Annotated in this window: 10 protein-coding genes; 6 read left to right on the forward strand and 4 right to left on the reverse strand. The window is 70.3% G+C overall.

Going from position 1 to position 14,306, the window contains the following annotated elements; genetic code table 11:
* Window positions 1-93: 93 nt before the first annotated feature.
* On the reverse strand, window positions 94-1,731 hold the full coding sequence (locus ABGB14_RS24665) for a phospholipid carrier-dependent glycosyltransferase (RefSeq protein WP_347646195.1): 1,638 nt from the start codon (window positions 1,729-1,731) through the stop codon (window positions 94-96).
* Between the two features lie 77 nt (window positions 1,732-1,808).
* Between ABGB14_RS24665 and rsmI the strand changes: the two genes are divergently transcribed.
* Together rsmI and ABGB14_RS24675 are read left to right on the forward strand one after the other, a co-directional pair.
* Complete coding sequence (rsmI, locus tag ABGB14_RS24670; protein WP_347646196.1) at window positions 1,809-2,660, forward strand: 16S rRNA (cytidine(1402)-2'-O)-methyltransferase; 852 nt, start codon at window positions 1,809-1,811, stop codon at window positions 2,658-2,660.
* Window positions 2,661-2,712: 52 nt separating this feature from the next.
* The gene (locus ABGB14_RS24675; RefSeq protein WP_347646197.1) at window positions 2,713-4,257 is read left to right on the forward strand and encodes a phospholipid carrier-dependent glycosyltransferase; all 1,545 of its coding nucleotides are present in this window, start codon (window positions 2,713-2,715) and stop codon (window positions 4,255-4,257) included.
* Here ABGB14_RS24675 and ABGB14_RS24680 read toward each other — a convergent pair.
* Window positions 4,151-5,740, reverse strand: a complete 1,590-nt coding sequence (locus tag ABGB14_RS24680; protein WP_347646198.1) for a hypothetical protein — start codon at window positions 5,738-5,740, stop codon at window positions 4,151-4,153. The two genes, ABGB14_RS24675 and ABGB14_RS24680, sit on opposite strands and share 107 nt — an antisense overlap.
* A 99-nt stretch (window positions 5,741-5,839) precedes the next feature.
* Here ABGB14_RS24680 and ABGB14_RS24685 point away from each other — a divergent pair, with 99 nt between their 5' ends.
* The 4 genes from ABGB14_RS24685 to ABGB14_RS24700 all read left to right on the forward strand — a co-directional run bounded on the left by ABGB14_RS24685 (window position 5,840) and on the right by ABGB14_RS24700 (window position 11,269).
* The gene (locus ABGB14_RS24685) at window positions 5,840-7,060 is read left to right on the forward strand and encodes a glycosyltransferase family 2 protein (protein WP_347646199.1); all 1,221 of its coding nucleotides are present in this window, start codon (window positions 5,840-5,842) and stop codon (window positions 7,058-7,060) included.
* Window positions 7,061-7,533: 473 nt separating this feature from the next.
* On the forward strand, window positions 7,534-9,315 hold the full coding sequence (gene metG, locus ABGB14_RS24690; RefSeq protein WP_347646200.1) for a methionine--tRNA ligase: 1,782 nt from the start codon (window positions 7,534-7,536) through the stop codon (window positions 9,313-9,315).
* A gap of 110 nt (window positions 9,316-9,425) precedes the next feature.
* Window positions 9,426-10,280, forward strand: a complete 855-nt coding sequence (locus ABGB14_RS24695) for a TatD family hydrolase (protein ID WP_347646201.1) — start codon at window positions 9,426-9,428, stop codon at window positions 10,278-10,280.
* 83 nt (window positions 10,281-10,363) lie between these two features.
* Window positions 10,364-11,269 (forward strand): ubiquitin-like domain-containing protein, encoded by a 906-nt coding sequence (locus tag ABGB14_RS24700; protein ID WP_347646202.1) that lies wholly within the window; start codon window positions 10,364-10,366, stop codon window positions 11,267-11,269.
* A gap of 58 nt (window positions 11,270-11,327) precedes the next feature.
* On the opposite strand, the gene ABGB14_RS24705 is transcribed toward ABGB14_RS24700, so the two are convergent.
* Together ABGB14_RS24705 and ABGB14_RS24710 are read right to left on the reverse strand one after the other, a co-directional pair.
* Complete coding sequence (locus ABGB14_RS24705; RefSeq protein WP_347646203.1) at window positions 11,328-12,515, reverse strand: hypothetical protein; 1,188 nt, start codon at window positions 12,513-12,515, stop codon at window positions 11,328-11,330.
* Window positions 12,515-14,293 (reverse strand): protein kinase, encoded by a 1,779-nt coding sequence (locus ABGB14_RS24710; protein ID WP_347646204.1) that lies wholly within the window; start codon window positions 14,291-14,293, stop codon window positions 12,515-12,517. Before ABGB14_RS24710 ends, ABGB14_RS24705 begins: the two co-directional genes overlap by 1 nt.
* Between the last annotated feature and the right edge of the window lie 13 nt (window positions 14,294-14,306).

Raw genomic sequence — 14,306 nt, forward strand, 5'->3', positions numbered from 1 at the left:
GACCCCGGACCTGACGATGTCCGAAGGTGGTGCGTATCGGGTCTTGCACTGCGACTGCCCTAATAAACCACTATTGAGCCGACGAAAACGTGATCATATCCACTGCTTCTCGAACAGCATGCGGGCCTTCCACTCGACGTACGGGATCAGCTCACCCGACAGGACGGGATGCAGCCACCAGAAGTTGATCAGAGCGAGCAGGGCGAAGGCGCCGACGACGGCGGCAGCGGCCGGCCGGCGATAGTAGGGGTATCCCGGCACCCTCTTGCCCGCGCGCCCGATCATCAGCCCCGCGCACAGCGTGATGGCCAGCACCATGAACGGCACCATCGGGATGGCGTAGAACAGGAACATGGTGCGGTTGCCGGCGATGGCGAAGTAGAACCACGGCAGCCAGCCCATGCCGTAGGCCAGCAGCACGGCGCCGGCCCGCCAGTCGCGCGAGGAGACGTACCACGCGATGAGGGCCACCAGCGCCGCCGCCGCGCCGAACCAGATCACCGGGGTGCCCACGCCCAGCACCGCCTCCGAGCAGTCCTTGACGCCGCAGGCGTTCTGCCTGGCCTCGTAGTAGAAGGCCACGGGACGCAGCAGCAGCGGCCACTGCCACGGCTCGGACATGTAGGGGTGCGAGGTCTCCAGCCCGCTGTGGAAGGTGAAGACCTGCCATTGGTACTGGACCCACGACCGCATCGAGTCGAAGACGAAGTAGAGCGGCCCGGACGAGGTGGCCTGGTCCCAGTTGCGGCCGTAGCCGGTGGCGTTGACGAACCAGCCCGTCCAGGTGGCCATGTACGCCACGAACGGCACCGCCAAGAACGCCAGCGCCCCCTGCGGCACGTCCCTGTTGAACGCCCCCATGTACGGGCTGCGCAGCCCCACGGCCCTGCGCGCCCCGAAGTCCCACATCAGCGACATGATCGCGAACGCCACCGCGAACGCCAGCCCTGACCACTTGACCGACATCGCGAAGGCGAGGCACACGCCGGCGGCGATCCGCCACCACCTGATGCCCAGCCACGGCCCCTGCGGCGACAGCGGCGAGCTCTCGTACCAGGCGACCAGCCGTTCCCGTGCCTGGTCGCGGTCGGCCACCAGGCAGGCGAACGCGGCCAGCACCCAGAACATGAGGAAGATGTCGAGCAGCGCCGTGCGGGAGAGCACGAAGTGCAGGCCGTCGAGGGCCAGCAGCAGACCGGCGAAGCAGCCGAGCAGCGTCGAGCGGGTCATCCGCCGCGCCACCCTGGCCAGGACGAGGATCGACAGGGTGCCGATCAGCGCGGCGGCGAAGCGCCAGCCGAACGGGTTGAGCCCGAACAACCACTCGCCGGCGCCGATCATCCACTTGCCCAGGGGCGGGTGCACGACATAGGAGGCGCACTTGTCCATGGTCTCGGCCGTGCACGACTGCCAGATGCCGCCGGTGTCGCCGGCGATGATGGCCTTGTCGGCGTCCTTGACCGTGACCCGCTCGACCCCCCAGGTGATCAGCGAGTAGCCGTCCTTCATGTAGTACGTCTCGTCGAACACCACGGCCTTGGGATGGCCGAGATCGAGGAAACGGAGGACCCCGCCGAACACGGTGACCAGCAGCGGGCCGAGCCACCCCCACAGCACGCTTCCGCGCATGGGAGGAATCACCCGATCGCGTACGGACCGGGCGGCCTCGTGCTGGCCGTCGCCGGCCTCCGAGTCGTCAAAGGCCTGGTACGAGGAGTCGGTCACCGCCATTCGGCCATCGTACGGGCCCCCAGCGGAAAGCCATGCAGAAACACCGTCTAATAGGGATAGCCTGCCACAATGGTCGGGTGACTGGAGAGCGCGGCAGGCTGGTGCTGGCAGGAGCCCCCATAGGCCAGGCGGGCGACGTCTCGCCCCGCCTGCGCGAGGCGCTCGAAGACGCCGACGTGGTCGCCGCCGAGGACACCCGCCGGCTGCGCAGGCTCGCCGCGGAGCTGGGGGCGGAGATCACCGGCCGGATCGTGTCCTACTACGACCAGAACGAAGCGGGCCGGGCCCAGGAACTCGTCGAGGTGCTGCGGGAGGGCCGCACGGTCGTCGTGATCACCGACGCGGGGATGCCGGGCGTGTCGGACCCGGGCTACCGCCTGACGACCCTCGCGGTCGAGGCGGGCGTCACGGTCACCGCGCTGCCGGGCCCGAGCGCCGTCACCACCGCCCTGGCCGTGTCGGGGCTGCCGAGCGACCGGTTCTGCTTCGAGGGTTTCCCGCCGCGCAAGCCGGGCGAGCGCGCCCGCCGCCTGGCCGCGCTGGCGGGCGAGGAACGCACGATGGTCTTCTTCGAGGCGCCGCACCGGCTGGCGAGCTCCCTCACGGCCATGGCGGAGGCGTTCGGGCCCGGCCGCGAGGCGGCGGTCTGCCGCGAGCTGACCAAGACGTACGAGGAGGTGCGCCGGGGCGGCCTCGGCGAGCTGGCCGCGTGGGCCGAGGGCGGCGTCAAGGGCGAGATCACGGTCGTGGTCGCCGGTCACGTCGCGCGGGCGGAGGAGCAGGACATGGACGCGCTCGTCGCGCAGGTCGACCGGATGGTCGCCGAGGGCGCGCAGCGCAAGCTGGCCGTCGCCGAGGTGGCCAAGGGGGCGGGCATTCCCAAGCGCGAGCTTTACGATCTGGTGCACAGGAGATCAGCGACACCATAAGGTGCGCTTCGTGAGTAAATGGGGGGCTTCACCGCGTCGACTGATCCCGCCCATGCAGGACGGCGTCCTGCTGGGGTGGGTCGGGCCGATCGTGGTGGCGATCTTCGGCGGCATCCTCAGGTTCGTCAGGCTCGGCGATCCCAAGTCCGTCGCCTTCGACGAGACGTACTACGTCAAGGACGCCTACTCGCTGCTGCTCCACGGCGTCGAGCGGACCATGCTCGGCGACGCCGACAACCCCATCGCCGACCGCCGGCTCATCGCCGGCAACCTGGACATCTTCAAGCAGTGCGCGCAGCCCTCCGACTGCGCGTCGTTCGTGGCCCATCCGCCGCTCGGCAAGTGGATGATCGGCGCGGGCGAGTGGTTGTTCGGGATGAACCCGTTCGGCTGGCGCTTCGCCGCCGCGCTGATCGGCACCCTGTCGATCCTGATCATGGCCAGGGTGGCGCGGCGGATGACCCGCTCGACGCTGCTCGGCTGCCTGGGCGGGCTGCTGCTGGCGCTCGACGGGCTGCACCTGGTGTTGTCGCGCACCGGGCTGCTGGACATCTTCCTCATGTTCTGGGTGCTGGCCGGATTCGCCTGCCTGGTGGCCGACCGCGACCAGGCGCGGGAACGGCTGGTCGCCTGGTACGAGAGCTCGCCCGTCGCCGGCATGGGGCCGCGGCTCGGGCTCAGGCCCTGGCGGATCGCCGCGGGTGTCTGCCTCGGCGCCGCGTGCGCGGTCAAGTGGTCGGGCATCTTCTTCCTGCTCGCGTTCGCCGTCATGAGCCTCATGTGGGACATGGGGGCCAGGCGGGCGCTGGGGGCGCGCGAGCCGGTCAGGGGGGCGCTGGCGTACGACCTGCCGGGCGGGTTCGGGGCGATGGCGCTCGCGTCCGCGGCGACGTTCACGGCGTCGTGGGCCGGGTGGTTCGTCAGCGCGGACGGCTGGGGACGCAACTGGGCGCAGGCCACCTCGTCGGGGCCCGCGTTCTTCGTGGTCGACTCGGTGCGGTCGTGGCTGCAGTACCAGCTGCAGGTGCTCGGCTTCCACAGCGGGCTGGACACCTACCACCAGTACATGTCGGAGCCCTGGCAGTGGCCCGTGCTGCTGCGGCCCGTCACCTTCCACTACGCCGGTGACCTGCCGCCGTCGGCGTGCGGGGCCGACAAGTGCTCGCAGGCCGTGATCGGGGCCGGCACCCCCGCCCTCTGGTACGGGGCCGCGCTCGCACTGATCGCCCTCGTCGTGTGGTATTTCAACACCCGCGACTGGCGGGCCGGCGCCGTGCTGCTGGCCTACGCGGTCGGCTGGCTGCCGTGGTTCTACTACGCCATCGCCGACAACCGCACCATGTACCTGTTCTACATGATCCCCGTCGTGCCGTTCATGGTGCTGGCGCTCGTGCTGGTGGCAGGGCTGATCCTGGGCAAGGCCGCGGCCACGCCCGCGCGCAGGGCGTTCGGGGCCGCGGTCGTGGGCGCGTTCACGCTCATCGCCCTGGTCAACCTCTGGTGGCTTTACCCCGTGCTGACCGCCGAGACCATCGCACACGCAGAATGGTGGGCCCGGATGTTCCTGCGCTCCTGGGTGACCGTCGCACCGAAGTGACGCCCTTGCGCAGCGTGATCGCCGCCGCGATGCAGGCCAGCGGCACGGCCGGAAGCACGTAGCGGTAGTCGAACTCCGCCGTCGCGGCCGGGGCCAGCAGCAGCCCGAACGCGCCGAGCCACGGAAGCACGACCGGGCCGCCGAACTTGCGCCACCGGACCGCGACGCCGTACAGGCCGATCAGCAGGATCCCGCCGAGCACGATGCCGCGCAGGTAGAACACCTTCTGGTAGCCGCTCATGATGTCGGCCCACGGATGCACGATCCTCGTCTCGGGCGGGCCCTGCTCGTAGCTGAACGCGTCGGTGTCGGTGCGGCCGCCCGCGTACGACGACCACTTCGGCAGCCGCTTGGGCTGGCCGTTCGCGTCGATCTCGTAGTAGGGCTTGAACTGGTACATGTTGTACGTGGACTCGTCGGGGAAGCGCGGCCGGGCCCAGTGGAACGAACGGAAGAAGTCGCGCACGACCACCTGCAGATAGTCGCCGGGCTGCGACAGGATCGCCCGCGTGGCGAACTTGCTGGCCGCCTCGTTGGTGATCTCGCTGAACTTCTTGTTGGTGCCCCAGCGGTGCAGCACCTCGCCCGTGCCCGTGCCGTCGCCGTTGCCCTGCCCCCACAGATACCACTGGGCATAGTCTTTGCGCTGGCTGACCGGGTCGTTGATGCAGAGCAGCAGCAGCTGCACCTCGGTGTACTTGTCGATGTCCATCTTGTTGCAGTCGGCGAAGATGGCCGTGCGCATGTACAGGATGAGGCCGTCGCTGTTGGTCATGGCGAATTTGCCGTACGCGGAGGCGAACCAGCCCATGTAGGCCAGCACCGGGATCGCGCAGGCCGTGATGACGGCCGTGACGGGCCGCCAGCCGGTGCGCTTGACCAGGAGATAGAGCACCACCAGGGCCAGGATGGGCAGGCCGATCGAGCGGGTCAGCCACGTCAGCGACAGCAGCAGGCCGATCACGGTGCCCGCCTGCCACGTCAGCCGCCGCTTCCACAACACCATCGTGATGACGCCGACCACGAGCAGCATGAACATGGTGTCGGACATCACCAGCTGCTCCAGCTGGATCTGGTAGGCGTCGAACAACACCGGCGCGGCGGCCAGCGTCGCCCCCCACTTCGGCAGCCTGAACTTGATGCGCAGCAGCGCGTAGATCAGGCAGGCCGTGGCCAGGCCCATCAGGTGCTGCGTCAAGACCACCAGGGTGAAACTGTGGAACGGCTTGAGCAGCATCAGCCAGAAGCTGTAACCGTCGGGCCTGATCGGGTGGGGCCTCGGGTGCAGGGCCACCGAGACGTACTCGTAGGAGTCGTTGAACCACATGGCCGGGCCGTAGCCGAGCATGGTGATGAGCCGCAGCACGGCGCCGACGCCGAAGGCCGCGGCGAACACCCGATGCCGGCGCACCATGGACAGCGCACGGGCTGCCGGGCCGGGAGCGGAGTGGTCCACAGGGGTAATCTCCGCGACGCTCACCATGCTGTAAAGAATGCCAGTCGTTTGTGGGTCTTGACCCGACCACACTCGGGCACAGGGCATGATGGTTGACTGGAACAGCCTTAACTGAAGGGTAGACACGTGGAACTGACGGTGGTCATGCCCTGCCTCAACGAGGCGGAGACCGTGGAAGTCTGTGTGCGCAAAGCACTGGCGTGCATGGAGGAGCACGGCATCGAGGGCGAAGTCCTGATCGCCGACAACGGCAGCACGGACGGCTCGCAACAGCTGGCCCGTGATGCCGGCGCCCGCGTTGTCCACGTCGATGAGAAGGGCTACGGCAACGCCCTCATGGGCGGGATCCGGGCGGCGCGCGGCAAGTTCGTGATCATGGGCGACGCTGACGACTCCTACGACTTCACCTCGTTGCTGCCGTTCGTCGAGCAGTTGCGCGACGGCGCCGACCTGGTGATGGGCAACCGCTTCAAGGGCGGCATCGCCCCGGGGGCCATGCCCCCGCTCCACCGCTATCTCGGCAACCCGGTGTTGTCGTTCATCGGCAGGCTGTTCTTCCCGTCGGCGATCGGCGACTTCCACTGCGGGCTGCGCGGCTTCAGGCGCGAGTCCATCCTGCGGCTGCAACTGCAGACCGGCGGCATGGAGTTCGCCTCGGAGATGGTGGTCCGCTCCACGCTGTCCGGCCTCGACGTGCGCGAGGTGCCCACGACGCTCTCGCCCGACGGCCGCTCACGCCCGCCGCACCTGCGCTCGTGGCGCGACGGCTGGCGTCACCTGCGCTTCCTGCTCCTCTACAGCCCCAAGTGGCTGTTCTTCTACCCCGGCGTGCTGATGATGATCATCGGCCTGGTCGCGAGCACCGCGCTGACGTTCGGCCCGGTCGAGATCGGCGAGCTGGCCTTCGACGTCGACACGCTGGTCGGCACGTCCGCGCTGATGGTGATCGGCTTCCAGGCCGCGCTGTTCGCGCTGTTCACGAAGGTCTACGCGGCCGAGGAGGGCTTCCTGCCGGAGTCGCCGCGCATCCGCAGGATCATCGACATCGTTACCCTGGAGAAGGGGCTCGTGGTGGGCGGCCTGCTGGCGCTGGCCGGCCTGGTCGGGCTGGTGATGTCGCTGGTGCACTGGCAGGTGCGCAGCTTCGGCGAGCTCAACCCCCGCGAGTCGCTGCGGCTCGTCGTGCCGTCGGCGACGGCGCTCGTCATGAGCTTCCAGACGATCTTCGCCTCGCTGTTCATCAGCATCCTGGGCATCCGCCGCACCCGCGAGAGCTCCATCGACGTGGCCGCCAAGGCAGCCGAGGAGGCCGCCGAGGCGCTCTCCCTCGAGAAGTCCAAGCAGTAGACATCTTTCACGCGTTGCCAGGACCGGCCACCCGCCGACCCTGGCTCGCCTCTGTCCAGGGAAACGCCCTCTGACCGGTGTGTGGATAAGTATCTTTTACGCGTTGCCAGGGCCGGCCGTCCGCCGACGAGGGTTCCCGTCTGTCCAGGGAAACGCCCTCTGACCGGTCAGTGGCGGGCCGCCGTTACGGAGCGACCCGCCCGCCCGGGCCGTGGTCAAGGCGTGGACCACGGGACACAGGCAAGGGTGGCTCGCGTTGCGGCGGGTCGGTGGTGAAGGGTCAGCGGGCGTTTCCTGGAGGGCCCTCAGCCGGAGTGCGGCGGGTGGCGGGCCGCCGGTGACCGTAACGAGAAAGTCGAAGACGTGCGGGTGGCGGGCCGTCGGTGACCGTAACGAGAAAGTCGAAGACGTGCGGGTGGCGGGCTGTCGGCGACCGTAACAAATGATCTTCAGGGACCCCGTAGGCTTAGGACATGTCCCAGCACATCTTGACCGCCGTCGCGTGGCCGTACGCTAACGGCCCTCGCCACATCGGGCACGTTTCAGGTTTCGGCGTGCCGTCCGACATCTTCAGCCGCTACCAGCGGATGGCGGGCAACAAGGTGCTGATGGTCTCCGGCACCGACGAGCACGGCACGCCGATCCAGGTGCAGGCCGACAAGGAGGGCGTCAGCGCCAAGGAGCTGGCCGACCGCTACAACCGCGTCATCGCCGAAGACCTGACCGGGCTCGGGCTCGCCTACGACCTGTTCACCAGGACGACGACGAAGAACCACTACGCCGTCACGCAGGAGATCTTCAAGGGTCTCTATGCCAACGGCTACATTTTCCCCCAGACCACGATGGGCGCCATCTCGCCGTCGACGGGCCGTACGCTGCCCGACCGCTACATCGAGGGCACCTGCCCCATCTGCGGCTACGACGGCGCGCGCGGCGACCAGTGCGACAACTGCGGCAACCAGCTCGACCCGATCCAGCTGATCAACCCGGTGAGCCGCATCAACGGCGAGACGCCGGTGTTCACCGAGACCGAGCACTTCATGCTCGACCTGCCCGCCTTCGCCGAGGTGCTCGGCTCCTACCTGCAGTCCAAGCAGGGCGAGTGGCGGCCCAACGTGCTGAAGTTCGCCCTCAACCTGCTCGGCGACCTGCAGCCGCGGGCGATCAGCCGTGACCTCGACTGGGGGGTGCCGATCCCGCTCGACGGCTGGCGCGACCAGCCCAACAAGCGGCTCTACGTGTGGTTCGACGCCGTCATCGGCTACCTGTCGGCCTCGATCGAGTGGGCCAGGCGCTCAGGAGACCCCGACGCGTGGCGCCAGTGGTGGCAGAATCCCGACGCCCGCGGCTACTACTTCATGGGCAAGGACAACATCGTCTTCCACGCCGAGATCTGGCCGGCGATGTTGTTCGGCTACAGCGGGCGGGGCGACCGCGGCGGCACGCCCGGCTCGCTGGGTGCGCTCGACGCGCCGTCCGAGGTGGTCTCCAGCGAGTTCCTGACGATGGAGGGCCGCAAGTTCTCCTCCTCCCGCCAGGTCGTCATCTACGTGCGCGACTTCCTCGAGCGCTACGACGCCGACGCCCTGCGCTACTACATCGCGGTGGCCGGCCCGGAAAACCAGGACACCGACTTCACCTGGCAGGAGTTCGTCAACCGCAACAACGGCGAGCTGGTCGCGGCGTGGGGCAACCTGGTCAACCGGTCGATCTCGATGGCGGCGAAGAACTTCGGGGCCGTGCCCGAGGCCGGCGACCTGACCGACGCCGACCGGGCGCTGCTGGAGCGCTCGCGCAACGCGTTCGGCCCGGTGGGCGAGGAGCTCGGCAGGTCGAGGTTCAAGAACGCGATCGGCGAGGCGCTCGACGTGGTCCGCGAGGCCAACAAATACCTGGCCGAGCAGGAGCCGTGGAAGCTCAAGGGAGACCCCGGGCGGCAGAAGTCGATCCTGCACGTGGCGCTCCAGGTGGTCGACGACGCGAAGACGATGCTGACGCCGTTCCTGCCCAGCTCGTCCAACAAGGTCCACGCCATGCTGGGCGGCGAGGGCGTGTGGGCGGGCATGCCGGAGATCCACGAGGTCGACGAGGACGGCGGCGACCCCTACCCGGTGATCACCGGCGACTACGACGGGGCGGCCCGCTGGGAGCACCAGCCCATCAAGCCGGGCACGCCGCTCGCGGCGCCGGTGCCGCTGTTCAAGAAGCTGGACCCGAAGGTCGTCGACGAGGAGCTCGCCAGGCTGGGGGAGTGACCGTCTGACGGAGACGCACACGCCAAGGCGCCGTCCCTGCGGGCGGCGCCTTGGCGTGTGCGCGGCCCTCGTGGGCGGCGCCGGGGCCGGGGGCGGCTACCTTGGATGCCGTGAGCAAGCTTCCCGCCGCGCCTGAGCCGCTTTCCTCGCCCGTGTTCGACAGCCACTGCCACCTCGACATCATGGTGGGCGACAGGCAGGCGTCGTCGGGCGATCCGGTGGCGCAGGCCGCGCAGGCGGCTTCGGCCGGCGTGCGCGGCATCCTGGAGGCCGCCAGGGCGGTCGGCGTGACCCGGCTGGTCACGATCGGCTACGACCTGGCCTCCTCCCGGTGGAACGCGCGGGTGGCGGCCGGGCAGGAAGGCGTCTACGCCGGCGTGGCCGTCCATCCCAACGAGGCCCACGAGGCCACGCCCGAGGTGCTGGCCGAGATCGAGGCGCTGGCCCGGCGGCCGGAGGTGCGCGCGGTGGGGGAGACGGGGCTCGACTACTACCGCGACTGGTCGAGCAGGGACGACCAGCACGCGAGCTTCCGCGCCCACATCGAGATCGCCAAGCGCACCGGCAAGGCGCTGGTCATCCATGACCGCGAGGCGCACGACGACGTGCTGAAGGTGCTGGCCGAGGAGGGGGCGCCGGAGAAGGTGGTGTTTCACAGCTTCTCCGGCGACGCCGAGATGGCGAAAAAATGCGCCGAAGCGGGATATTTCATGTCGTTCTCTGGCCCGGTGACGTACAAGAACGCCGGCTACCTGCGCGAGGCCGCCGAGGTCGCGCCCGAGCAGCTCATGCTGGTCGAGACCGATGCCCCCTACCTGCCGCCCGTCCCGCACCGCGGCAAGCCCAACGCCCCCTACCTCATCCCGCTCACCCTTCGCTGCCTCGCGGAGGTCAAGGGCGCCCATCCTGACCGGTTGTGCGAGGCGATCAGCGCCAACGGAGTCACGGTCTTCGGCGAGTGGTGACCATCGTTTGGTGAACCGGCGGATCCGGCGGCACGACCACCGCTAGCGTTCGGGCGTTTCCCGCCCGTAACCGGAGGTGGTCCGTGCGAGGTAAGAGGCGCGCGCCGCGCCCGCCGATCCCGTGGCGCTCCCCGTGGACGCCCGTCGTGTGCCTGGCGGGCGCGGTGGCGCTCGGCACGCTCGTGGCGGTGTCGCTGCTGGTCAAAGAGGTCGTCGTCATCGTGGACGGCGAACAGGCAACCGTCCGCGCCTTCGCGGGGACCGTGGAGGAGGTGCTCACCGACGCCGGGATCTCGATGGGCACGGGCGACGTCGTGCGCCCGGCCGCACGGGAGCACGTCGCCGACGGCGCCGTCATCGAGGTGCGCCGCGCCCGCCCGCTCACGGTGACCGTGGACGGCCGCACGAGCACGCATCTCGTCACCGCGACGAACGTCGCCGACGCCCTGACCGAGCTGGACATCGAGGCGGCGCGCGGCACGCTCTCCGCGTCGCCCGGCCACGCGGTGCCGCTGTCGGGGATGGCGCTCACCGTCCACACCAGGCGCGAGGTGCACATCGTCGCGGGCAACCGGCGGCTCACCTCGCGGACGACCGCCAGGACCGTACGGCGGGTGCTCGAGCAGCAGCACATCGCGCCGCGCCACGGCTACCACGTGAGCCCGCCGCTGGGCAGCTTCCCCGAGGACGGCACGGTCATCACGCTCACCCCGCAGCACGTCGAGCCGGTCGAACCCGCCGTGACGCGGCTCGACTGGCCCGCCCTGGCCGAATGCGTCGCCCACGGCGACCCGCTCGCCTACAACCCCGACGGCCCTCACTACGGGATGTACCAGTTCAGCACGCGCATGTGGGAGGCCGTGGGCGGCATGGGGCTGCCGAGTGACTGGCCCGCCGACGAGCAGACCTACCGGGCCCAGATCCTCTACCAGCGGGAGGGCGGCGGGGAGAGCCAGTGGCCGGCCTGCGGCGACCGCCTGTTCCCCTAGCCGGTCACCGCTGGTCGCGCCGGCGGGCGATCGCCTGTCGCGCTGACCTCGTGACCCGCTAACCGGCCACCGACACCCCGAAGTCGGCCCCCTTGGCCGGCTGCAGCGGCCGCGGCGTCTCCGCGTTGCGGCCCGTCACCGCCACCCTCCCGTACGGCTGCGCGTCCGGCTGCCCCACGAAGAGCTTGTTGCCGCTGAAGGCCACCGACCAGCCGAACAGCCCGTCGCGGGTCGGCAGGATGCGTTCCTCGGAAGGGTCCTGCCACGACACCACCCGGACGCCGCCGCCGTAGGGCGCGCCGACGGCCAGCCTGCCGTCATCGGATGTGGCCAGAGAGAAGCCGAACGCCTGCTCGCCCGGCTGCGCCACCGTGCGCACCGGCTTCCTGTTCTCGTCGAGAAGCTGCACGTTCCCCGGGCCCGGCGAGCTCACCGCGTACCCGGCGCCGTCGGCGTAGGCCACCGCGTAGCCGTACCTGTCGCCCGAGGCGTCGGTCGGCGAGTCCAGTTTCACCGTCGTCAGCCTGGTCGCCAGGACGTCGTCGATGAAGACGACGGAGCCCGAGTCGATCTTGCCGTCCTCGACCTGGCGGCCCAGGCCGTCGTCGTTCTCGTACGGGACGCCGACGAGCAGCCCGTTCCCCGGCCCGTACACCAGCGACCAGCCGAACTGGTCGCCCACCTCGCTGTTGCCCCGCACGTCCACGGACTCCTGGCTGATCCTGCGCAGCTCGCCCGTGCCCTTGCGCACGTAGACGGCTCCCACGTCGAGCAGCCGGTTCTCGTCCTCGTACGGCGCGCCGATCGCCACCAGGTCGCCACGCGCCGCCAGCGACCAGCCGAAGTGTGCGAACCGTTGCGGCCGCGCCGCCGTCAGCCGCTGCGGGGGCGAGGAGCCGGCGCCGTAGACGACGTACGCGGCCCCGGCGTCCTCGGCGCCGTCGACGTCCGCGTACGGGGCGCCGATCACGAGGTCGGCGCAGGCGTCACCGTCGACCTTGGCCAGCCGCACCGACCAGCCGAACGCGTCGCCCCTGGCCAGGCCGGGAACGGTGACGGGAACGACCTTGCCGCCCGACAGCACGTGCACCGACCCCTTCTGCCCGTCGCCGAACGGGTCGCCCACCGCGACGTCGGCCACGCCGTCACCGTCGAAGTCGGACCCTCCCGCGCACGCGGCCGCTGAGGCTGGCACGAGCGGCATCACCGCGGCGAGCAGGAGCGCGACGAGGGCGGACCGGATCATCACAGCGTGACCTCGATCTGCCTGCCGTTCTCCAGCACGGTCGCCGTCACCTTCGCGGGTTTGCGGTAGTTGGGCAGGTCGAACACGAACGCGCTGTCCACCCGCCCGCCGGGCAGGATGGCCGGAGGAAGGGTGACGGCTGCCGGATCATGCTCGGCGCCCCGGTCGTCGACCATGGAAACGACGGGCTGGACCAGCGGTTGCCGCTCGCCACCCGGGTTGATCATCGTCCAGCGGACGACGCAGAACTGGCCCCTGGACGCCGCCGTCCCCTCGTACGTCTTCAGCCCGCACTCCGGGGCGGAGGCGACGACGGCGACGGGGTCGTCGAAGTCCGCGCCCAGCGCGAACCTGCGGCCCACGTCATTGGGGCGCGCGCCGGTCGGGGAGGCGGCGCCCGCGTCGCCGGGGGTGGTGCCGGTACGGCCGGTGGTCACGATCAGCACGCCGGCCGTCACGACGATGGCCAGCACGGCGGCCGCGGCGGCGATGAGCCAGCGGGTGCCGGACGTCCTCGAGCCGCCGAGCGTGGCCGGCTCGCCGGCGGGCGTGGAGGCGCCCTGCTCCCCGGGCCAGGTGTCCGTACGGGTGGCGGGCGCCGCATCCGGCCGCACCTGCTCTTCGGCGGGCGTCGCGCCCGATCGCGCCGCCCGCGTCCCGGTCCCGCCGGGCGAGCTCTCGCGAGGGCTTTCCACAGCGGGCTGAGGCCTGCCAGGCGGGACGCCGGAGTCACGCGGATCGCCCTGCGGGGGCGAATCCGGGTCAGGAGGGACGCCCGGGCCGCCGATCACCCTCTCCCGGCGCGTGGTGTCGCCCGGCGAGGGAGCCGTGAACGCGGCCGTGACGTCCTGATCGTCCTCCTGCGGCGGCCGCCAGTCGTCCAGCATCTCGGTCGCCACCAGCGTGGGCGGGTTGATCGACGGTGTGGGCGTGTTCCCTCCCACCAGCGCGATCAGCAGATCCTGCGCCGTCGGGCGCTGCGCGACGTCCATCGAGGTGGCCAGCCGGACGAGGTCGTCCAGCGGCGCGGGCAGCGTACCCAGGTCGGGAGGGGTGTTCAGGACACGGTGGGCCAGCGTGATGGGGTCGCCCCGGCCGAACGGGTGCCGCCCGTTGCCCGCGTACGCCACCAGGCAGCCCCAGGCGAAGATGTCCGCGGCCGGGCTGACCGGCTCGCCGCGCACCTGCTCGGGCGCCCACCAGCCCGGGCTTCCCAGGAGTTCGCCGGAGAGCGTGAACCCGCTCTCCCGGTCGAGCGCCCTGGCGATCCCGAAGTCGATCACCCGGGGCCCGGACAGCGAGAGGATCACGTTCGCCGGTTTGAGGTCCCGGTGCACGAGCTCGGCGACGTGGATGGCCGCCAGCGCCGCCGCGACCCCGAGCGCGACGCCGTGCAGCGGGCCAGGGTCCAGCGAGCCGTGCCTGGAGATCTGGTCGGACAGGGGGGTGCCCGCGATGTACTCGGTCACCATGTAGGGCCTGCCGTCCCCGGTGTTGCCGTTGTCCAGCACCTGGGCCGTACAGAACGAGGCCACCCGCCGGGCGCTGTCGACCTCCGCGTGGAACCTGGCCGCGAACCCCTCCTGGTTGGCGAACTCCGCCTTCACGACCTTGAGCGCCACGAACCGCCCCGTCGGCGCCCGTGCGAGGAACACGGTCCCCATGCCCCCCTCGCCCAACCGCCCGAGCAGGCGGTACGGCCCGACCTCCCGCAAGTCCGTCGGGCGTAGGGGCGCGGCGCCCGTTGGCTCCATGCGGTGCGTCCCTTCCTGTTCCACGCCATCCTCTCCT

The organism is Nonomuraea sp. B10E15, assembly GCF_039871615.1.
GTDB lineage: Bacteria > Actinomycetota > Actinomycetes > Streptosporangiales > Streptosporangiaceae > Nonomuraea.